This window comes from Chryseobacterium contaminans, assembly GCF_001684955.1.
Classification (GTDB): Bacteria; Bacteroidota; Bacteroidia; order Flavobacteriales; family Weeksellaceae; genus Chryseobacterium; species Chryseobacterium contaminans.
Genome location: NZ_MAYF01000356.1, coordinates 17546 through 39566 on the forward strand (window position 1 = coordinate 17546; position 22021 = coordinate 39566).

The 22021-nt window shown below is 31.2% G+C and carries 17 protein-coding genes; all 17 read right to left on the bottom strand.

Translation table 11 applies throughout. The features are described from left to right. Nucleotides 1–2 precede the first annotated feature (2 nt). Entirely contained in the window at nucleotides 3–998 is a 996-nt protein-coding gene (locus tag BBH99_RS20750; protein WP_066700204.1) for a glycosyltransferase family 2 protein, read from the bottom strand. A 64-nt stretch (nucleotides 999–1062) separates the two neighbouring features. Further along, entirely contained in the window at nucleotides 1063–2202 is a 1140-nt protein-coding gene (locus tag BBH99_RS20755) for a right-handed parallel beta-helix repeat-containing protein (protein WP_066700207.1), read from the bottom strand. 1 nt (nucleotide 2203) lies between these two features. Further along, a complete protein-coding gene (locus BBH99_RS20760) occupies nucleotides 2204–3319 on the bottom strand; it encodes a glycosyltransferase family 4 protein (RefSeq protein WP_066700212.1) in 1116 nt (371 codons plus the stop codon). Next, a complete protein-coding gene (locus BBH99_RS20765) occupies nucleotides 3316–4470 on the bottom strand; it encodes a glycosyltransferase family 4 protein (protein ID WP_066700215.1) in 1155 nt (384 codons plus the stop codon). The genes BBH99_RS20760 and BBH99_RS20765 overlap by 4 nt, the downstream gene beginning before the upstream one ends. Beyond that, nucleotides 4467–5522, bottom strand: a complete 1056-nt coding sequence (locus BBH99_RS20770; RefSeq protein WP_066700217.1) for an EpsG family protein — start codon at nucleotides 5520–5522, stop codon at nucleotides 4467–4469. Before BBH99_RS20770 ends, BBH99_RS20765 begins: the two co-directional genes overlap by 4 nt. Continuing rightward, nucleotides 5519–6775: an oligosaccharide flippase family protein gene (locus BBH99_RS20775; RefSeq protein ID WP_066700221.1), complete on the bottom strand. Its 1257-nt coding sequence runs from the start codon at nucleotides 6773–6775 to the stop codon at nucleotides 5519–5521. Before BBH99_RS20775 ends, BBH99_RS20770 begins: the two co-directional genes overlap by 4 nt. A gap of 28 nt (nucleotides 6776–6803) precedes the next feature. Beyond that, nucleotides 6804–8093 (bottom strand): nucleotide sugar dehydrogenase, encoded by a 1290-nt coding sequence (locus tag BBH99_RS20780; protein WP_066700223.1) that lies wholly within the window; start codon nucleotides 8091–8093, stop codon nucleotides 6804–6806. Nucleotides 8094–8095: 2 nt separating this feature from the next. Further along, nucleotides 8096–9934: an acyltransferase family protein gene (locus tag BBH99_RS20785; RefSeq protein ID WP_066700227.1), complete on the bottom strand. Its 1839-nt coding sequence runs from the start codon at nucleotides 9932–9934 to the stop codon at nucleotides 8096–8098. Nucleotides 9935–9943: 9 nt separating this feature from the next. Further along, nucleotides 9944–10909: an SDR family oxidoreductase gene (locus tag BBH99_RS20790; protein ID WP_066700232.1), complete on the bottom strand. Its 966-nt coding sequence runs from the start codon at nucleotides 10907–10909 to the stop codon at nucleotides 9944–9946. Beyond that, nucleotides 10910–13291: a GumC family protein gene (locus tag BBH99_RS20795; protein WP_066700234.1), complete on the bottom strand. Its 2382-nt coding sequence runs from the start codon at nucleotides 13289–13291 to the stop codon at nucleotides 10910–10912. A gap of 8 nt (nucleotides 13292–13299) precedes the next feature. Then, entirely contained in the window at nucleotides 13300–14118 is an 819-nt protein-coding gene (locus BBH99_RS20800; protein WP_066700236.1) for a polysaccharide biosynthesis/export family protein, read from the bottom strand. Between the two features lie 37 nt (nucleotides 14119–14155). Continuing rightward, nucleotides 14156–16084 carry a polysaccharide biosynthesis protein gene (locus BBH99_RS20805; protein WP_066700242.1) on the bottom strand — a complete coding sequence of 643 codons (1929 nt, stop codon included), beginning with the start codon at nucleotides 16082–16084 and terminating at the stop codon, nucleotides 14156–14158. 125 nt (nucleotides 16085–16209) lie between these two features. After that, nucleotides 16210–17346, bottom strand: a complete 1137-nt coding sequence (locus BBH99_RS20810; protein WP_066700243.1) for a DegT/DnrJ/EryC1/StrS family aminotransferase — start codon at nucleotides 17344–17346, stop codon at nucleotides 16210–16212. A 20-nt stretch (nucleotides 17347–17366) separates the two neighbouring features. Next, a complete protein-coding gene (locus BBH99_RS20815) occupies nucleotides 17367–17825 on the bottom strand; it encodes a regulatory protein RecX (protein WP_083188897.1) in 459 nt (152 codons plus the stop codon). 58 nt (nucleotides 17826–17883) lie between these two features. Beyond that, nucleotides 17884–19149, bottom strand: coding sequence for a serine hydroxymethyltransferase (gene glyA / locus BBH99_RS20820; protein WP_066700244.1), 1266 nt, complete (start codon nucleotides 19147–19149; stop codon nucleotides 17884–17886). 195 nt (nucleotides 19150–19344) lie between these two features. Further along, nucleotides 19345–20247: an NAD(P)/FAD-dependent oxidoreductase gene (locus BBH99_RS20825; protein WP_066700245.1), complete on the bottom strand. Its 903-nt coding sequence runs from the start codon at nucleotides 20245–20247 to the stop codon at nucleotides 19345–19347. 135 nt (nucleotides 20248–20382) lie between these two features. Next, entirely contained in the window at nucleotides 20383–21900 is a 1518-nt protein-coding gene (locus tag BBH99_RS20830) for a glycosyltransferase family 39 protein (protein WP_066700247.1), read from the bottom strand. Between the last annotated feature and the right edge of the window lie 121 nt (nucleotides 21901–22021).

Below are 22021 nucleotides of genomic sequence, written 5' to 3' on the forward strand. Positions count from 1 at the left end.
GATTAATATTTAACTTTTTCAATTTGTTCATCAGAGTTAAACCCTTTTATTATCCATACCATTGTAATATATCTGTACACAATATCTGTATAAAACTTTTTGTTTCCATCGGTTGCAAAAACAAATTTTTCAATTGGCACTCTAAAAATAGTTGAACTAAATAATTTAATCATGAATTTAGAAAAAATAGCTTTAATACTATCTTTCTTTCTATCTATAGGCATTAATAGATTATATAAGGAATTATTAACTAATTCAGGTTCTTTCTCTTTCAATGTTTTTAGACTGTATCTACCTAATTCAATATATTTAATCCTCCAATAATGAGGTAGAATATTACTATCAAAGTGAATTAATTTTGCTGCAGGACAAAAGACAATTTTAATACCAGCTTTTTTTAATCTATATCCGAAAACTTCATCTTCAGAGCCATATTTCTTTAGACCTTCTTCAAAAAGTCCAATTTTAAATGCATCTTCTCTTTTACAAGAGGATCCTCCTCCTGCAAAAAAGTTACTAGGTAAATCTGCTAAATCAATTCCCTGCATGTATTTTTCGGCTCTGTAACCAATTGCTCTACTCTGGATAAAACGGCCAAAATTTGTTTTATCAAGGTCTTTTGGCTGATAAGTCACATCACTAACGATTGCTATATTTTTATTATTATTTGCTTTATATAGGTCTATATGGGCTTCTAAAAATGTATTAGAGATTAACAAATCATTATCTAGAAACATTAATATATCACCTTTGGAAGCTCTAATACCTACATTTCTAGTTGTTGCTAGTCCTAAATTGGTCTGATTACGAATATATTTCACATTTTTAGATTTTGACACATAATCCTCAATGAATTTTGGTGTCTCATCTCTTGAACAATCATCCACAACAATAACTTCATAATTATCTATTCCAATACTTTGATCTTCTAAATGTTGAAGACACTTATGAAGTGTATCTACTCGGTTATAGGTTGGAACGATGACGGATATGAACATAATTCTATATAATTTTTATTCTTATTTAATGTTTTTAATTCTCTTCTCTTTAAATTAAAGTGGGCTATTTTAAGATTTGTTCTTCCCCATTTTTAATTTTCTGTACAAAAGTATCTAAATTATTAGTATTAATCTTTTTATTATTGATATTTATATTTTGAAAACCTATTTGTATATTTGATTTTGTGCTATAACTATTTCTTATCGGAAATTTATTATTAAATAACTGAATATTTCTAATACTAATTGCTCCTTTTAAAGGCTCTAAAAATTTGTTATATCCTCTATCTACATAAAAATCAATACCTTTATTCGAGTAGTAATCTTTAAAGCGATTAATATCTATTTTTACACGATCCAACTTATTTCCTTGTAAGTTATCTAACGCAAAAATAAGTCCGCTGTCCGCGTTATTATATGTAATAATATTCTCTAAAAATATATTTTTGATAAAATCATCTGGTTTATTAGGTTCAATATCAATACCTGATTGAGGAATAGTCCCATTAGTGTTAGCAATAAGACTATTTTTTACAAATATGTTTTCTCCTGCTACAATTGATATGCCGTTTCTCCTATTATTATCAATTACTGCAAAATTAATTTCAATTTTTTCTGAAGGGTTGTTTAGATTCCCAATATAGATGCCATCTCCCCACATTTTGGAAATAATAGGATTATATATTTTTATATTTTTACTATTACGAATAAAAAAACCCATTCCCCACTCTCCTTTATCTCCTTGGTGCCTATCTCTATCTCCTACTAAATTTGCAAAATATACCTTAACATTTTCCACACCTTCCATATAGATCATTCCATATAATTCTTCACTATTTGGCTGTAATAATAGTTTAGAATTCTCCTGGAATAATACTTCAGAGTTAGACGATAATCTTAACCCACCGAAATCAATCATCACCGGAAAATCAGGAAGAATAATTTTTTTATTATTATCAATTCCTTTTTGTAAATATTTAGTATAGTTTACATCTCCTTTTTTAGAAAAATTCTTTGGCAAATAATCTGTAAGATCCTTAGCTTTTATAAATAATGAGGATCTTACCTTTCTAATTTCAGCCTTCTTATCAATTGCTGGAAGAAGCCACTCATCAATTTTCTTATACAGAAACTGAGCAAAAATATTAAATGGCAATACGATGAAAAGAAAAAAAATAATTTTGTAATTGATGCTACTTTTCATATTATTTTTTGTGAAGGTTATTTAAATATCTATGTACATCCATTGCATGTGAATACTTTCTTGTTTCTAGCAAATTACTTACCGTTTTGGTAGCTTCTTTTGCAAGCAGGCTAAATTGATCATAATTATCAAAAATCCTTTTTAAAGATGAAACAATAGATTCTGAAGATTTCGGCTCGATTTTTAAACAGTTTTCTCCATCTTTCATTAAGGATGGTATCCCACCTACAAATGTTGTAATGATAGGTGTTCCATATATCATTGCTTCATATAAGGTTCTTGGAAAGCCTTCATGATAAGAAGGTAATATATAGATGTCTGAATTTAAAAAGTAGTCTTTAATCTCTTGTGCATCGAAGGTGGCACCTTTAAAAGATACCATATCATTGATGTTTAAATCATCTGCTAATTTTTTCAATTCTTCAAAATATTCACCATCTCCAACCAAGTCTATATGAAGTTTATCTTGTAAATATTTTAATTCTGATACAGCATTAAGTAACTCTATAATTCCTTTATCATTAGTCATACGTCCCAAATAAAGAACTTTATAAAAATCTTTTTTTGTGTATAATCTATTCTCTATGATATCTTTTTCTGTAAGCGTAATCATAGGTCTCATAGTGTAAGCTATTTTTTTTTCAACAATGGTATTGATATTATCTGTGAAATAATCAGCTACACAAAATGCAACAGCAGCCTTTTTATATATTAATGATGGGATTTTCCCTTGCATATCATCCACCCCCCTTACATATAAGCCATATTTCCGCCCCAATATATTGCAAATAAAAGCTATGTATTTAAAAGCTGTAGGGTAGAAAATATACACAAAATCTGATTTCATGATCTCTGGAATAACTCTCAGATAAAGAAGTATATAATTCAGAATCTTATTAGACCTTCTGTATAATCCTTTAACCTTCAAACCATTTCCATTGAGTTTATAGATATGAATATTATTTGGTTCATCCATGATTTGCCCATAGACTGTAATATCGGAACCTAGATTTTGTAATTCTTTTGCAAATTCACCTGTATTCTTTTCTACAGTAAAATCATCATTTACTTTAGTAATTTCTGCGTTTGGGATAATTAATACCTTATGCTTTTTCATTTCTTAATTGAATTTAAAAATTCCAACAAACCATTAACATAGGTATCAGCATTAAACTTAACTTGAGCCGTTTCTATCGCATTTTTTCCTACAAGTATAGCATCTACGGGATTATCTTCAATAAAGATAATTTGGTCTGCCATTCCATCTAAGTCTCCGACTTCACATAAAAATATATCATGTTTATCAGTAACATAATCTGAAATTTCTCCAGCATTAGTTGCCACTACCGGAACTCCAGAAAGCATATATTCACCTAATTTTGTAGGAAAACCTCCTGAAACATATTTTGTAGGCGTTGTTATTAAACATTCGGCTCCTGCAAGAATCGCAGGAACTTCTTGAATTGGTTTGCGCCCTAAAAAAAAGATATCATTCTCCAACTTATTTTCCTGGATATATTTTTCAATATTTAGGCATTCAGGAAAGTTTTGACACAATGTTTTATAATCTCCAATCAGATAAAGTTTAAAAGATTTTTTTTGTGATTTATTTAAATATTTGTGAAATGTAATAACACTGTCTAATAATCCATCTCGATTATGGGCTCCAAATGTAAGACTTACATATTTATCATGCCCTTTTCTAATTTCAACATGTTCAAATCTATTGGGATCAATTGTCATTGGAAGAAGAAATACATTTTTTGAAATTTTGGAATAAAAATCTTTTAATGTATTCGAAATAACTATAAAACCATCGAACAAGGATAAATTTATTCTCTCCATTAACTGTCTGAATTGTGACATTTGGAAATACCCGTATGGATATTCAGTCTTATCAATTACGAATGGTATTGATGCTAACAGTGTAAATATTTTTACAAAGAAATTCGTAAGTATATTATCATGATATGACAATACAACTTCCGCTTTTTTATTAAAAATAAATTTTTTAATATTATTTAGTCCAGAGAATCTAAAATATAGTTTATCTAAAATATTACCATAATAATATTTTTTTTCGGAAAGAAAAGAATAATGTACCCCTTCAAAAATACCATTCTCGGGACATTCTGTATGAGCAGGATATACCATTAAAACATGAATGTCTATACCCCTTTTTGCCAAAGCTTTACAGTAGCTATGAATTCTTAAAGACGAAACATCCTGTATTGGAAAATAATATGAAGCAATCAATATAATTTTCATGGTGAACTATAAATAAGATTAGATTCAATTAACGGATAATAAGTTAATTTTAGAGTACTGAAAGCAAATTGGTACACTATAATAGAATACATACCAATTAAAATCAATCCAAGAATAACACGTAAATTTACTTTCTTATAATTATAGAATAAATACAATATAAGGAATAATTCTAAGGGAAATAATACCCGGAAGAATCTTCCGAAATCGGGAATAAAGAAATATAAGGGTATGTATATAAGGGTTATTATATTTATTTTCTGAAATAAAGTTATTATCCGGTTATTTTCAAGGGACAACTGGGTTTGTTGCTTTTGGGTAAAATGAATAAATAATAACAATGCAAATACAATGATTACATGACTTACAGCGGGGCCAATAGGACTATCACCAGTTGCATAATACTTTATCTTACCTGCCAGGAGTTCACTATCAATCAATGATATGAACAATGTCATTGATGTAGCTAACACTAAAACAATTCCCAGTATAATAAAAAAAAGAGTCTTAACACTCAGTTTTTTTCTTAAAACAAGTAAAAATGCAAAATAAAACACTCCTGTATTATGGAATGTAAGTGCTAATAACAATAAAGTTAAAGATTTTATTATTAAGTATTTAGGGTTTTTATATAAAACTGCTAAGAATACAAAAAATAGTACATTAGCCATATAGTTACGCATAAAAACGTAATCCATGATAAAAATAACAAAATATAAAATAGCAAATAATGCTGGATAAGGAGACATACTTGTAAAGTACATAACTAGTCCCAAGATTACAAAAGAATACAAAATCATAAAATCTTGAAAGTCAAATCCCAAACTATAAATCCAATTATTAAATATTTTGTATCCTATCTCAACATTGACTGTATCAAGTCCAAATTTCCCTATAGAATTATATATATATTCATATTGAAAATAATCTCCATTCCAGCTATTCCAGCCCCAAAGCTGCCACATAAACAGGAAAACACACCCCGCAACTATTCTAGATTTAGGGAAAATAATGCATAATAATAAAAGGAAAATAAAAACTGCAAAAATCATAATCCTTTAATTTCTTTTTTATAATAATATAAAATTACCAATGCATACATTAAGCCCGATAAAATACGTGCAAATGCGGCTCCTTCACCTCCATATAAATAAATAAATAAAATATTTGCAATAAGTAAAGTAAGCCCAACAAGAAATGATGCATTTCGTAATTCTTTCCCCTTTCCCTTTGCTAAAAGAAATCTATTAAAGAAATCTCCTATACCATAAAATACAAATCCTAAGGATAAATATTGTAGCATAATAACTAAATCAAGATACTCTTTCCCAAAAAAAATAGAGACTATTGGTTTGGCTGCAAATATAATAAATAACAAAAGAAATGTACTTAATCCAAAGGTAAGCAGTATCAATTTAGGTTGAATAATTGCACTTTGGGCAAAACTTTTAAATTGCGTTGTCGCAATGATATTGGGAATCATTGATAAAGGTGAAGCTAACAATGTAGCTAATGTATAGTATCCCACTTCAACATTATTGACCCCAAAATGACTGATTAATATTCCGGACAAACTACTACTTCCTGAAGCGATTAAAGCCCCAAAATAAATATCAAAACCAAACTGTTTATTTCCAACTAATACTTCGGAGAGCCTTCTTCTAAACTGTGTGAATGTAGGTTTAACCTTTATAAAAACATATATATAGGCAATAATAAAAGTAAGATAGTTAAGTAAGATGATACTGATAAGATCTATCTTTTTTAAATAAAAGAAAATGGCGGCTAATATAGCTGTTAAAAAAATTTTGGGAAGTAATCTTGACCACGATAAAAGACTAATTTTATTATCTCCGGGAAGATAGTTTTCATTTAATGTGGTCAATAAATACACCCATGAAAATGGAATGGAAATTAATAATACTTTAAATAAACTTCCTTTATCCATGTTTTCAGAAAAGAAAGCATATCCAATTACTGATATTGCCATTACAACAAAAAGTATTGCAACAAAGAAACTTCCTACCAGATAATATCCTCTCGCTTTATTAGTATCATTAGTAATAGCTACCAAACGAGAAATAGTATAAAATATACCAAAATTGAAAATGATTTGGCAAAAGCTATAAATATTAAATAATAAGGCATAATCACCATATAACTCTTTCCCCAAAATTCGTGTCAAAAGAGAATTTGTGACAAACCCTAAAACAAGCCCTACTACAGTAGATACCAATAACCAAAAGGCTTGAATAATATTTTCATTTTTATACCCTTCACGAAGGAAGTAAATTAATTTCATCATTATAAACGGTCTACATTTTCAGAGATTTTTATAATCTGATTACATCGTCTTGATTCACAAAACCTTTTATATCATAAATGACTCCACCATCAGCCAGGTATTTATCAAAATCAAAATCAGCAAATTCTTTATGAGCAACAGTTAGAACAATAGCATCAAATTTTTCTTCAGGGACTTCATTATGTATAGACAAGCCATATTCATGTTCAACCTCAGAAGGATTTGCCCAAGGGTCATATGTGGTTACAGCTAATGAATAATCGGAAAGTCCTTTTATTACGTCTACGGCTTTTGTATTACGAACATCCGGACAGTTTTCTTTAAAAGTAATTCCAAGATTTAAAACCTTACTTCCATTAACTTTAATATTTTTTTTGATCATTGCTTTAACGATCTGTGAAGCCACATATTCTCCCATTGAATCGTTAAGTCTTCTTCCAGCTAAAATTATTTCCGGATGGTAACCATGTTCCTGAGCTTTCTGTGCTAAATAATAAGGGTCTACCCCAATGCAATGCCCTCCAACCAGTCCTGGTTTGAAAGGTAAAAAGTTCCACTTTGTAGACGCTGCAGCTAAAACCGCATGAGTATCAATTTTTAGGATATTAAAAATCTTTGCTAATTCATTTACAAATGCAATGTTAATATCTCTTTGAGAATTTTCAATCACTTTAGCCGCTTCTGCTACTTTAATAGTAGGAGCTAAGTGTGTACCAGCAGTAATAACAGATTTGTAGAGATTATCCACAACTTGTCCTATTTCAGGGGTAGATCCTGAAGTTACTTTCAGAATTTTTTCTACTGTATGCTCTTTGTCTCCCGGATTGATTCTTTCTGGAGAATACCCAACATAAAAATCTTCATTAAAAACTAATCCAGATATTTTTTCCAAAACAGGAACACATTCTTCCTCTGTAACACCAGGATATACTGTAGACTCATAGATCACAATATCTCCTGATGAAAGTACTTTCCCTACCGTTTCAGAAGATTTATAAAGTGGAGTTAAGTCTGGTCTATTATTCTTATCAACCGGAGTAGGCACAGTAACTATATAGATGTTTGCCTGTTTAATATCTTCAATATTATTAGAACAGAATAAACCGTTTGTGGCTGTGTCAAAAGGGCTTTTATCAATCAATACAGACTGTAAAACTTCATCTGGAACTTCTAATGTACTATCCTTACCTTCATTTAACTCCCTAATTCGTTGTTCATTGATATCAAAACCAACAACAGGAAATTTAGTCGCAAATAAACGCGCTAAAGGTAGTCCCACATATCCTAATCCAATAATGGCAATTTTAAAACTTTTCATTATTAATGTCTTTGTAAAATTTTGTTAATACTATTCATAAATTCTTCATCAAATTCTTTTGAAACTACTTCAGTCCCATATAAATTCAAATGACCTTTATCATAGTACATTAATGTATCTTTATTAAATGGTATATCTTTCAATTTTTCTTTAAAATCTATACTTACTATATGTACATTCTTATATTGTTCTAAAACTTTCTGAATTCTTGCAGGCAGTTTTTTATATTCAACAGTATATTTATATTCAGAATTATCTTTCTTTATAAAATCTCTGTTCATCCGTATTGGATTCTTATCTGGAGTAGGATAATCTGGTAAGATAACAACAGTCTGTGAAGCATCAAGACTTTTTAAAAACTGATTTAAAGCATTGGGTAAGGAGGATTGGTCATCAAACCAAACTGAGCAAATAAAAATAATTTTGGCTTTCTTAATTTCATCATTCGTTTTTGTCACAATATTGGAATACTGAATAAATAGATCCTTGTTAGAAAAGTCTTTCTGATTTATTCCTGGAATATTCGGATATCTATCATTTGTTATTGTTCTAAAATTAAATGAATTAATAAGTCCTAAATTGTGTAAAATATTTTTGTAAACTAATGCATGGCTATCACCTATTAACAAAATTGAATCTGACTTTTTTGATAAATCCCCAAAACTTTCCACCTTTTCAAATGAATTTGAGTGAGATTTAAGACCAAAAGTAGGTCGAGAATATTTATCTGGTATTGTATAAAAATAAGTATTCAATTTAGGTAATAATGTTGCAACCATTCCAAGAATGATAACCAATACACTAAGTAGAGTAAAAAATTTCTTATTATTCGTTCGTCTAAAATAACTTTCTATTGTAAAATATGTCAGTAGAGATAAAAGGTAAGTCAAAATTATAATTAAAATAATTTCAAGTCCACTAAACTCATAAGCAACATTATAATAACGCCACAATGCCATTACTGCCCAATGCCATAAATAAATGGAATATGATAATTCTCCAATATGTACAGCAACTCTATTACTGAAAATTTTGCGATTAATAAAACTACTTTTATTGATCAGTAAAAAGCTGGTAGCCAAACAAGGAATAATCACCAAATATCCAGGATAGTCAGATTTTTCAGAAAACAAACAAGCACAAATAAGAATTACAACAAAGCTAATAGTTGATAAATAATTAAGAGCAGATGCACCAACTTTCTTAATAGTATCCTGCTTTACAGCAAACAAAGCACCTATACAAAATTCAGGAATTCTTGCCGCCAAAGAAAAATACATTTTACTTTTAAGATCTAAAAAATAAGTTCCCCAGACTGAATATCCTAAAAAACCAATAATAATAATTGTTAGTACTATCGGCAGCCATTTTTTATTGATAAAATACAGTAATAATGGTAATAAAAAATAAAACTGCATTTCAATAGAAAGAGTCCAAGTATGAAGAAAAGGATTCTCTATGCTTGACGCCCCAAAATAAGTATCCAGCGTAGAAAAATATATATTAGATGCAAAAATTGCAGACCAAAATGCATTCATCCTAAGCTGCAAAATGTCAGAAGGGAGATAAATGAGTACAGCTGCAGTTAAAATTACAGTTAAAACGATATAATATACAGGTACAATACGTTTAAGACGGCCAATATAAAAATCTATAAATCGGAAGCTTTTTTTTTCAACTTTTTTTAAAATAATTCCGGAAATTAAATAGCCTGAAATCACAAAGAAAATATCTACTCCCAGAAAACCTCCAGGTAGTACCGAAGAAGAAATATGGAAAATAAATACAAGAAAAACAGCTAAAGCCCTTAGCCCTTGAATGTCTGCTCTAAAATCATTCATATAAATTTATTACAAATTCTCCCAATACCACTTTACGGCTTCCTCTAATCCTTTTTCAAGAGTATGGCTTGGAGAATAACCTAGTAATGTTTTAGCTTTTTCTATTGAAGCCAATGAATGAGGAATATCACCTAATCTGTTTGGTCCATATTCTATTTCAATATCAGCTATTTTTGCATCGTAGTTACTTAACAGTCTTTTCAAGCACAATACCAAATCATTTAAGGTAGTACGCTCTCCAACAGCTGTATTATAAACTGTATTGACCGCGTGTGGATTGTCCGTTAACATTGCTAATTCATTCATTTGAATAACATTATCAATATACGTGAAGTCTCTCGAATAATCTCCTGTTCCGTTAATTCGTGGTGAATCACCATTCATAAATTGTTTAACAAATAACGGGATTACTGCTGCATATACTCCATGAGGGTCTTGTCTTCTTCCAAAAACATTAAAATAACGAAGACCAATACATTCTATCCCATATGTTTTACTAAAAACATCAGCATATAATTCATTTACATATTTTGTTATAGCATAAGGAGATAAAGGACGACCAATTACCTCTTCTACTTTTGGTAAAGCTTTCGAATCTCCGTAAGTAGAAGATGAAGCAGCATATATAAATCTTTTAACTTTTGCATCCCTTGCAGCTACTAGCATATTTAAAAAACCTGAAATATTAACTTCGTTAGAAGTTTGAGGGTCTTTAATAGATCTGGGTACTGATCCTAAAGCAGCTTCATGAAGTACATAATCCACTCCTTGTACAGCTTGTATACAAGTTTCAAAATTACGAATATCTCCTTCAATTAATGTATAATTTGGATTACCTAAAAAGGGCTCTACATTATGTCTATGTCCAGTTGCAAAGTTATCAAGGCAGATAACCTTATATCCTTTTCCTAAGAAATATTCTGTAAGATTAGAACCTATAAATCCAGCACCTCCTGTAATTAGAATCTTTTTCATTTAAAATCTATCTTTTAGTTTTTGGAACCAGGTTTTCTTTTCAAAAGTATAACCATAGCCATATTTATTACTGTAACCCAAATTTTCATGGCTTACATCATTTAATACAAATCCAACGTTCTTAATTTTTTTCTGATCTACGTTGTTATTAGCAAATTCAATTAATGCTTTTTCTGTATAATTAGATCTTGCCACATAAATTGTTACATCTGCCATATCTGCAATTAAGAAGGTATCAGTAACAAGAAGCAACGGTGCTGTATCTAGAATTACGTAATCATATTTCTCCTTAAGCTGATCAACCAATGATTCATATCTACCATTGGAAAGTAGTTCTGTAGGATTAGGAGGAATCATCCCTGAATAAATAACATCTAAGTGTGGGTTAAAAGATGAAACATGAATAATATCCTCAAGTTGAGTTTGATCTGAGTAAAGATATTCAGTAAGTCCTGCAAGCCCCTTTCTTGTTGGGTTATATCTTTGCAATTGTGGATTTCTAATGTCTGAGCCAATAATAATTGCTTTCTTTTTAGGATTAGCTAAAGTAAGAGCCAGATTGACGGATGTAAATGTTTTCCCTTCTCCTTTAACTGTTGAGGTAACAAATACTACTTTTCCCTTACTCTTATTTTTGGGAAGCATAAAATTCATATTGGTTATTAGAATTCTAAATGCTTCAGCCATTGGAGTGATATCATTCATTTGAACAATATCTGGATCTCCTTTTTCTAAGCTCGGTAGTTCTGCAATTACTGGAGCATGAGTCAAGTTTTCAAGATCATGCTTAGATACAACTTTATTATTTAGAAGCTCAAGTAAATAGATAATGATAAAAGGGATTAGTAGACCTACAACTAGAGCTCCCCCAAGAATAATGATTTTCTTAGGTGAAACTGGAACACTTGAAGCATAAGCTGTATCAATTACCCTTGCTTTTGGAGCTGTAATAGATAAACCTATAGCTGTTTCTTCTCTTTTTTGAAGAAGAAGAAGATATAAATTCTCTTTAATCTGCTGTTGCCTTTCTATTCCTCTGAATAATCTTTCAATAGAAGGTAATTTAGATATTTTACCTGAAACTTTATTTTGTTCACCCAAGTATTCATTTCTTGCTAATTCCAATCCATCTTTATTCCTCTGCAGGCTTTGCATTATGGTTGTACGCATTGAACTTATCTGCTTGGTGATATCAATTACAGCTGGGTTTTCGGAAGTTGCAGATTCTAATAATCTATTACGCTGCATCACCAACTGGTTATAGGTTGTAATACCTGAACTTGCTTCTTGATTATTTAAACCTACATTAGATGGAAGAACTTGAAATTGCCCTTGTTTAGAAACAAATCCAATTAAAGAATTTGTTAATTCTAACTGGGCATCAACCTCTAATTGTTTAGCTCTTGCAGCAGCTGAACTTTCCAAATTTATTCGAGCTTCCGTTTCAAGATCAGTAAGATTATTTTTTGATTTGAAGCTTTCTTTTTGACTTTCAACATCTCCCAACTCAGTAGATAGTTTCTTTATTCTATCCTCAATAAAATCTAAAGTTTTCTTAGATTCGAGATTTTTATCAGTAATTGCATCATTATTATAAGCAACAACCAATGCATTCAGAATATCAATAGCCTTTTCACGTTGTGGATAAGTCATAGATAAACCTAAAACGGTAGCATCTTTACTCACAGTACCAATTTTAGAAATCCCCTGAAAATAAGATACTTTAACTTCCATAGGTACTATACTAAGTTGCAATTCATCTGTATTTATGCCTTTAGCTAGTAATGGATTAAATTCCCTATTTTTAATAATAATGATTGTAGCATAAGGTAGATTAATGGTCTTACCAAAACTGGAAACAATTTCTTTACTAAGTTCTTCTGAACTAAGATACAATTGATCTCCTTTTATTTTTAAATTGATTGGTACTTTCGGAAACTCTGCCAACGGCTTTTCTGAAACTACTTTAACAAGTACTGGAGAAGATTTCTTGTATAATTCAACACTTCCTATCTTTTTTTTAGCAATGATATCAGCCTGTAAATCTAAAGATTTTACGACATCTCTCATTAGCTTTTTAGATTTGAGGACTTCTATCTCATTATCAATACTGTTTGTTTTCATTCCTCCAAATCCGGATAAATCCTGGAGTATTCCAATTTCACTTCCTGCTGCAGGGGTGTTTTTAGAGTCCTTTATCAGAACTGTAGTTTCTATACTATAGACAGGTGTAATAAATTTCAAAGCAAAATAGGTTGCAATAACACATAAAAGCATTGAAATAATGAACCATTTCCATTTTCTTAAATAAGGTTTAATGATTTCATTAATATTATTTGAATTTTCTCCTTCTGAGGAATGCAAAGTTTTTTGGTTGTCCATTAATTTTTTTACTTCTTGATTAAACTTACAACAACTGCAGCAGCTGTGATAGCAATTGAAGCAGCTGTTAAATATAATCCTGTATTGGGGTTTTGTTTAGAGGCTAAATCTTTTGTATTGTTTGAAGCTACAATAATTGCATCTCCTTGTTTAAGATGGTAATAAGGTGAATTAATAAGATTGGCATCTTGAAGATTTATTTTACCATGTGTTATCTGACCATTTTCATTCCTTATAATCAATATATTATCTCTTTTACCATATTGGGTTAAATCACCCGCCATCCCAAGAGCATTAAGAATAGTAGCTTGCCCATTAGAAACGACATAATCACCCTGTCTCGTTACCTCTCCTAAAATAGTAATTTTAAAATTGGCCAACCTAACATTTACTGTTGGATTGATAACATATCGGGTCATTTCCAATCTCAACATATCTTTGAATTCAGATAGTGTCTTTCCCACTGTATTAAGCTTTCCTAGAATGGGAAAATCTATATTACCATTAGAGTCTACAATATAAGTAGGACCAGTTATATTTGTTAAACCTTGATTAGGAGTATTACCTCCTGCAAAAGCATTAGTCTGAATAAGTTCAGAAGATGAATAATTTTGATTAAAAGCTTTTACAACATCCATATCTTTAGCTGTAATGAGAATAACCAATTGATCACCTGACTGTATTGTAGAATTTGAATTTTTTGTAGATGATTCTATAGCAACATTTTCAATATTTTGCATATAGTTTAAATCATTTTTTGCCTTCTCATTGACTTTACAAGAAACCAATAAGAAAGCACAAAATATCCCTATTATTTTACTTTTCATATTTTAAAATTGTACAAATATACATTTATATTTCTTTCTATCTATCTAAAACCTCATAGATAGAATTATTACTCCTAAACTCAGGCACTATAAGCTTTAAAATCTTTACAACCTCCACTTTTTCCTTCATCACAGATGCTTCAGTGATTAAATTCACAAGGTCATCAATTTCCGAAAATGATATAATAGGATCCTTAGAAATCATGATTTTATCATGGTGAGTAGGAAGAGTTTTTGCATTATCACTTAATAGCTCTTCATATAATTTTTCACCTGGTCTTAACCCGGTATAAATAATTTTAATATCAATATTAGGTTCAAATCCTGATAACTTAATCATTCTATTAGCCAAATCTAAAATTTTCACAGGCTCTCCCATATCAAAAACAAAAATTTCACCCCCATGTCCCATTGTTCCCGCCTGAAGAACAAGCTCACATGCTTCAGGAATGGTCATGAAATATCTCACAATATCTGGATGAGTAATTGTAACAGGTCCTCCTGCTTCGATTTGTTTTTTAAAGTGAGGGATTACAGATCCATTTGATCCTAAAACATTCCCAAATCTTGTTGTAATAAATTTTGTAGTATTTCCTTCTTTATGCTGTAAAGACTGTACAAATAATTCAGCAGCTCTTTTTGAGGCTCCCATTACGTTTGTAGGATTTACTGCTTTATCGGTAGATATCATTACAAATCTATTAACATTATATCTACTTGATAAAAGCGCGATATTTTTTGACCCCAATACATTAACCCGAATTGCTTCATTAGGGTTATCTTCAACTAAAGGCACATGTTTATAGGCTGCAGCATGATACACCATTGAAAAATTATAAGTTTGAAATAATGTTTCTACTCTATGCATATTAGAAACATCAGCAAGAACAAACTTAAATCTGATATGAGGAAACTTTTCCTTCATTTCAAGTTCAATATCATACAAAGGTGTTTCGGCCTGATCTAAAACAACAATTAAAGAAGGGGTAAACTGAGCTACCTGTCTAACAATTTCGCTTCCGATAGAACCAGCTCCTCCTGTTACAAGAACATTCTTTCCATAATGTCTACTTTTAACTTCTTCATTTTCGATCTTGATCGGTTTTCTGTTCAGCAGATCCTCAATCTGAAGATTTCTGATGGATCCGCCGAGGTCACTGTCTCTGAGCTTTTGGACCGAAGGTGCTTTAAAAACATTTAAGTCTTTTTCAAGAAAAAGATTCACCCAGGAATTCATTTCATCTTTAGCCATCATTTCTTTTACAATAATGACTCCATCAATCACCAAATCATCCTTCGTACTGTTTTCAATTTTTTCTTTAGCATAGATTGGCTTACCAAGTAGAGATGCCCTTTTTGAATCAGTTCGTTGTGTTAAAAAGCCAACTACCTGATATGGAAGGTTAGGATTATCTAAAATGGCCCTTGCTATAGCAATAGACTGCTCATCAATCCCTAATACTAGAATCCTTTTTTTCAATGAACTTCTTCTGTATTCTCTTACGATATGAAAAAATTCCTTGACATAAAGTCTAAACAGGAATAATCCCATAAAAGAAATTACAAAATATAAAACCAGATAAGGAGTTAAAATAAATTTACCACCTGTGACCCAAAAATACACCACATTAATTGTAGCAACGACAAACATTGTACAAAAGCACGAAACCAAAAGCTTAAATAAATCTATAAAGGTAGAATGCCTGATAATCCCGGCATAAGTTTTAAAGATATACATAAAACTTGTGTTTACCAGTATGATAAAAGCAAAAACAATACTCTTATCGTTATGATAAATAAATTCTTTTTGAGTAATTTTTTCTATAATGTACGTTGAAAGAAATAAAGATACAACCAGAATAATAATATCTATTATGAGTATTATCCATCTGGGAAGATATCTTACATCTGAGAGATTGACAACATTATCCCCTCCAAATATTTTTTTCCTGAAAGAATTATACATTGTCCTTATTTGTGTTCATATTATTATTCGGCAAAAAAGCCATTCATTAAATTAATATCGATCTGTAAAGATCGTGCAAAATTAAAATAAAATATCATCAATTCCTTAAATCTTAAAAAATAAATCTAATATCTGAGATTAATCAGAATCTCTTTAATTCTATCTTTGTCTCCTTCAGTTAGATTAGTACCTGAAGGCAAGCATAAACCTTTCTCAAAAACTGTACCACAAACATTCCGACCAAAGAATTTGCATTCACTAAATAGGGGTTGCAGATGCATGGGTTTCCACAAGTATCTGGTTTCTATATTATTCTCAGAAAATATTTGTTTTAGCTTTTCTTTTGTAAACCTAGAATCTTTCTTTTCAATTGTTACTGTATTTAACCAATAGTTTGAAAAGAAATTATCATCAGGCTCTTCGAAGAGGTTAATTTCATCATATTTTTCAAAAATATACTGATAGAATTGATGATTTTCTCTTCTTTTCACAATTCTTTCTTCCAGTACTTCTAACTGTCCTCTTCCAATACCCGCCGAAATATTATTGATTCTATAATTATATCCAACCTCAGAATGGTTATAATAGTCTTTATTTTCTTTTGCCTGTGTAGCAAAGTATAATGCTTTATCTTTAGATTTTTGATTTCTTGATATAAGAACTCCCCCGCCAGAAGTTGTAATAATTTTATTTCCATTAAAACTTATGATTGATAAATCTCCGAAACTTCCACAAGGTTTATTTTTATATTTACTTCCTAAAGCTTCTGCACTATCCTCGATAATCGGAATTTCATATTTCCGGGAAATTTCTAAGATTTCATCTACCATAAAAGGCATACCATATAATGAAACAGGAATGATTGCTTTAGGTTTTTTACCTTGTTTTAAACAATATTTAATAGCATCTTCCAGTGCATTAGGGCACATATTCCACGTAGTAGGTTCACTATCTACAAAAACAGGAATAGCTTTCTGATAAAGAACAGGGTTAGCTGATGCTACAAAAGTAAATGATTGACATAAAACAAAATCTCCTTCCTCAATATTCAATAGCCTTAACGCAAGATGTATTGCTGCTGTTCCTGAAGATAAAGCTGTTACAAATGAGTTATTCTCAAGATAATTTTCAAGTGTTTTCTCAAACTCATCTATATTTGAGCCATATTGGGAAATCCAATTGGTATCAAAAGCATGCTGTATATAGTTCAATTCTTTTCCTCCTAAGTGTGGTGGTGACAGCCAAATCTTATTTTCTTCCAAACTTTCTGTGTTTTGGTTTTTCAGTCAAAAATATCATTTATTTTTTCATATTCAAAGCCTCTGCTCATCAAATATTTTATGGTCTTTGTTTTTCTCTGGTATTCCTGAAGTCCTTTTTGTTTAGAGGAATAATCTTCATAAATCCTTTTGATGGTTTTTATATAATCATCTTCATATATTTCATCAAAACACATGCTAATCATTTTTTCAGAAATTTGCTTCTGTTTAAGATTCATTCTGATTTTATTTTTCCCCCAGTGTTTGATGTAAAATTTTCCTCTGATATAGCTTCTTGTAAATCTCTCTTCATTAAGATAATTTTCCTTCATCAGGTAAAGGATAATTTCTTCCTTAGCCTCATCAATCAGCAAAAATTCTCTCATTTTCTGTTCTACTTCGGCATGGCAACGATCCTGGTATACGCAATAGCTCACCAGTTTTTGTTTGATCTCATCAAAAGTGAAAGATTTCTTTTCCATATGAATAAAAAAGAATGAGCTCTCGCTCATTCTTCATACTATATTATAAGTTTTTTTATTAGTAGTTGAATAATGCTTTACCTTCCATTAATTCATTCACTTTCTTTCTTACAGATATAAGAACTTCTTCGTTTTTGATATTGTCTACTACTTCAGAGATTAATTCTGCAATTGTTTCCATATCATTTTCTTTAAGCCCTCTTGTTGTGATAGCAGCTGTTCCTAATCTGATACCAGATGTTGTAAATGGAGACTTATCATCGAAAGGAACCATATTTTTATTACATGTAATATCGGCAAGTACTAATGCTTTTTCTGTTTCTTTACCATTTACTCCTTTATTTCTAAGGTCTACCAGCATTAAGTGGTTGTCTGTACCTCCACTTACGATATCAAATCCTCTGTTGATCATCGCTTTTGATAATGCCTGAGCATTAGCTTTAACCTGTTTTGCATAAGTTTCAAACTGTCCGTCCAAAGCTTCACCAAAGGCAACTGCCTTACCTGCAATAACATGTTCTAGCGGACCACCCTGAATTCCTGGGAACACAGCACCATCCAATACCTGGCTCATCATTTTAGTTTCTCCTTTTGGAGTTTTGTGGCCGTATGTATTTTCAAAGTCTTTCCCCATCATAATCATTCCTCCCCTTGGACCTCTTAAAGTCTTATGAGTTGTAGTGGTTACAACATGGCAGTGTTCAAATGGTGAATTTAATAATCCTTTAGCTACAAGACCTGCAGGGTGAGCAATATCCGCCCAAAGAGTGGCTCCAATCTCATCTGCAATTTCTCTGAATTTAGCATAATCAAGATCTCTTGAATACGCAGAGAATCCGGCAATCATCATTTTTGGTCTTTCTCTTAAAGCGACTTCTCTCATTTGATTATAATCGATAAGACCTGTTTCTCTTTCTACTCCGTAAGAAACTACTTCATATTGAATTCCTGAGAAGTTTACAGCAGAACCGTGAGTAAGGTGTCCTCCCATTGAAAGGTCCATTCCCATGATCTTATCTCCCGGCTTCAAAACAGCAAGATAAATGGCAGCATTCGCCTGAGATCCGGAATGTGGCTGTACGTTTACATAGTCTACTCCGAAAAGTTCCTTCGCTCTGTTGATCGCTAATGTTTCAACCTCATCTACTACTTCACATCCGCCGTAATATCTTTTTCCGGGATACCCTTCAGCATATTTATTTGTCAGTACACTTCCCATTGCTTTCATCACATTTTCAGAAACAAAGTTTTCTGATGCGATAAGTTCTAATCCATGGGCCTGTCTTTGTCTTTCCTTTTCAATCAGGTCGAAAATAATATCCATTTTACTTTTAGTTTTTGAAATTTTTCACCCCAAATGTACGGAATTTTCGTTGAGATTTTGGCATCAAAAAATATGATTTTAGACCTGATATTTTATAAAAGCTTTAAAGTATTGACTATTTATAAATTTTGTTCTTTACATTATTGACATGAGATTTTAACATTGCACTACATCCCTATCAGCAGTTCATCCACCTCAAAATTCCTCGTCTGAAAGCTCTTTATTAACCATAGCTCCGGTTAAATTTCCCTGTGCTACAGCATTCGCTACAGATCGCATCATGGTTACATTATCACCACAGGCAAAAATTCCGGGAACCGATGTTTTCTGCATAAAATCAACTTTAATAAATCCCTGATCCGTCAATTCACCTCCTAAATCTGAAACATCTATATTCTGTTCAAACGGAATTTTAGCATACAAAGCTTTTAAAGCAACAGTATTTCCATTTTTAAAGATTATTCTTTGAATCCTTCCATTTTCATGTTCAATGCTTTTTATTTCATCTTCATTTAGGCTGATATCATGAGTCTTCAAATTTTCAACCTGTTCTTTAGTAAGGGTGCATTTTCCATTGGTAAACAGAGTCAATTTTTTGGTCATATTAAAAATAAGTTTTGAAAACTCAAAAGCCATATCACCGTTAGCTAAAATACCTGTCACTTCATTTTTTATTTCATATCCATGACAATACGGACAATGTAATACAGAAATTCCCCAGCACTCAGCAAAACCAGGAATATCCGGCATGATATCTTTTATTCCGGAAGCTAGAATAATTTTCTTCGCATGGAATCTTTCTCCTGAAGATAATTTAACTTCAAAACCATCTGCACTCTTTATTAGTTTTGTAACGCTGCCATTATAAAACTCTACAGTTTTATATTGTTCAACGTCGGCTTTTGCAAGCGATGCTATTTCTTTTGGTACTTTACCGTCATGGGTAATGAAATTATGTGAATAAGGTGTCTGGCTGTTACAAGGCTTTCCTTCGTTAACAATTAAAACATTCCTTAAAGATCTTCCTAAGGACATTCCTGCAGATAATCCAGCATAACTTCCTCCGATAATGATCACTTCAAAGTTTTTATTTTGCATGATTCATGAAATTAATAATTGATATTACAAAGGTAAAATAAAAAACACTAATGCAACATTATTGCAATAGTGTTTTTTTATGTTCTTATTCGATTTTATTTATTAATCTCTACCTCTGATTTCAGCAATAAAATATTAGTTTCTTCCTTTAACTTCAACAATTTCTTCCTGAAGTCTTTTCCGTATGTCTATTTTGGCGCCTTCAAAACTGAAAATCGTAGTGCCTTTTTCCCTGGCATACGGATTGGTAACAGAATCAGCTATTATAGCATGTTCAAAAAAAACACCTGTCTCTTTAAGTTCATCTTCAGGGCGGTTTTTAATTCTGATCAGGTTCTTATATTTCTTACTTAAATCAAACCAATTGATATAATCTGCATTGAATGAAACGGCTTTTATTCCTTTTTTTGAATAATAATTAATAGCCCCGGCTTGTCCATAGTTATCACAAAGCACCAAAGTATTTCCGGATTTTGATAACCTGGAATATTCTTTATCAACTTTATGTGCAAGCTCTTTCCAGCCCAACATATCTGCGAAATCCTGAGGTAAGGGATGATCTTTACCGTCTTCCCAACGCAGAAGCCCGAATTTCTTATAAGCTTCAGTATTTTTTATTATAGATTCCGGACTTTTATTAGGAAAGGCTAGATTATATACAGGTACAAACAGAAGTAAAGGGAGTAAGATACAGACAGGCTTAAGAAACCTTTCCCATCCGCGTTCTAAAATATTCTCAAGATAAACAGATCCGAAGCCTATATAAATAGGATAAATACTTATAGCATAATAATCCTTGGCTCTAAAAAATAAAAATAATGATATGGTGATAACATACCCAAAAAAGAAAAAACGGAGCTTTTCAAAAGGATTGTAAAACAATAAGGCATAAAAACCAAAAGCAATAACAAAGGTTACTCCCATGAAGAATAAAAACTGGGATTTTAAAAAATCAAATCTATTAACATTTACCAGTTGCGTTTCGGAAAGTTCTTTCATGTGATGAATTACAGGCAAGCCATGCTGATATTGCCAGATGAGATTGGGAAGAATAATCAGTAAAGCTAAAATTGCAGATCCATACACATGAGGGTTTGTAAAAATCCTTCTTTGCTTGGTTATTAAAAGCGCTGGAATAAATCCTGATGCAAGAAAAGCAATATTATATTTATTCAGAATACCAATTCCGAAGATAATTCCGCCCCAATACAACCATTTTGCTTTTTCGGTGTTTACATATTGTATCAGGATATAGAAGAAGGAAGTCCATAAAAGAACATCCAGTGAATTGGGCTGATAAAGCATATTCAGCCGAAGTAATGAAGAAAACAATAATCCTAACGAAGCAAGAACAGAGGCAAAAAGACCACCTTTTAATTCTTCAATGGCTTTCCAGACAACAACTATTGTTAACGCACCAAATAACGCAGGAAAAAACCTTATCCAAAATACCGAATCCCCGAGTATCTTTATCAACCATGATATCCATGAACTAACAGGAGGAACGGAAAGATAGCCCCAGGCAAGATGACTTCCCTGATCCAAATGCAAGTACTCATCCCGCTGCAGATCATATTCAGGACTTACCAAAATATATTGCAGAACAAATTTCACAATGATAAAAAGGATCAGGATCAGATAGCTTTTTTTCATGATTATAATTTTATAATTGAAAGATAAATATAGGAAGATGAAAGTTATTTTTATCCATATTACTGAAAACCATACTAATATAATCTTCAAATAAAATAAAAAATCCCGGAGAAGCTTTCTC

Excerpts from the sequence above, each read along its gene's own strand:
- BBH99_RS20750 (WP_066700204.1), bottom strand. The coding sequence starts at position 998 with ATGTTCATATCCGTCATCGTTCCAACCTATAACCGAGTAGATACACTT.
- BBH99_RS20755 (WP_066700207.1), bottom strand. The coding sequence starts at position 2,202 with ATGAAAAGTAGCATCAATTACAAAATTATTTTTTTTCTTTTCATCGTA.
- BBH99_RS20760 (WP_066700212.1), bottom strand. The coding sequence starts at position 3,319 with ATGAAAAAGCATAAGGTATTAATTATCCCAAACGCAGAAATTACTAAA.
- BBH99_RS20765 (WP_066700215.1), bottom strand. The coding sequence starts at position 4,470 with ATGAAAATTATATTGATTGCTTCATATTATTTTCCAATACAGGATGTT.
- BBH99_RS20770 (WP_066700217.1), bottom strand. The coding sequence starts at position 5,522 with ATGATTTTTGCAGTTTTTATTTTCCTTTTATTATTATGCATTATTTTC.
- BBH99_RS20775 (WP_066700221.1), bottom strand. The coding sequence starts at position 6,775 with ATGATGAAATTAATTTACTTCCTTCGTGAAGGGTATAAAAATGAAAAT.
- BBH99_RS20780 (WP_066700223.1), bottom strand. The coding sequence starts at position 8,093 with ATGAAAAGTTTTAAAATTGCCATTATTGGATTAGGATATGTGGGACTA.
- BBH99_RS20785 (WP_066700227.1), bottom strand. The coding sequence starts at position 9,934 with ATGAATGATTTTAGAGCAGACATTCAAGGGCTAAGGGCTTTAGCTGTT.
- BBH99_RS20790 (WP_066700232.1), bottom strand. The coding sequence starts at position 10,909 with ATGAAAAAGATTCTAATTACAGGAGGTGCTGGATTTATAGGTTCTAAT.
- BBH99_RS20795 (WP_066700234.1), bottom strand. The coding sequence starts at position 13,291 with ATGGACAACCAAAAAACTTTGCATTCCTCAGAAGGAGAAAATTCAAAT.
- BBH99_RS20800 (WP_066700236.1), bottom strand. The coding sequence starts at position 14,118 with ATGAAAAGTAAAATAATAGGGATATTTTGTGCTTTCTTATTGGTTTCT.
- BBH99_RS20805 (WP_066700242.1), bottom strand. The coding sequence starts at position 16,084 with ATGTATAATTCTTTCAGGAAAAAAATATTTGGAGGGGATAATGTTGTC.
- BBH99_RS20815 (WP_083188897.1), bottom strand. The coding sequence starts at position 17,825 with ATGGAAAAGAAATCTTTCACTTTTGATGAGATCAAACAAAAACTGGTG.
- glyA (WP_066700244.1), bottom strand. The coding sequence starts at position 19,149 with ATGGATATTATTTTCGACCTGATTGAAAAGGAAAGACAAAGACAGGCC.
- BBH99_RS20825 (WP_066700245.1), bottom strand. The coding sequence starts at position 20,247 with ATGCAAAATAAAAACTTTGAAGTGATCATTATCGGAGGAAGTTATGCT.
- BBH99_RS20830 (WP_066700247.1), bottom strand. The coding sequence starts at position 21,900 with ATGAAAAAAAGCTATCTGATCCTGATCCTTTTTATCATTGTGAAATTT.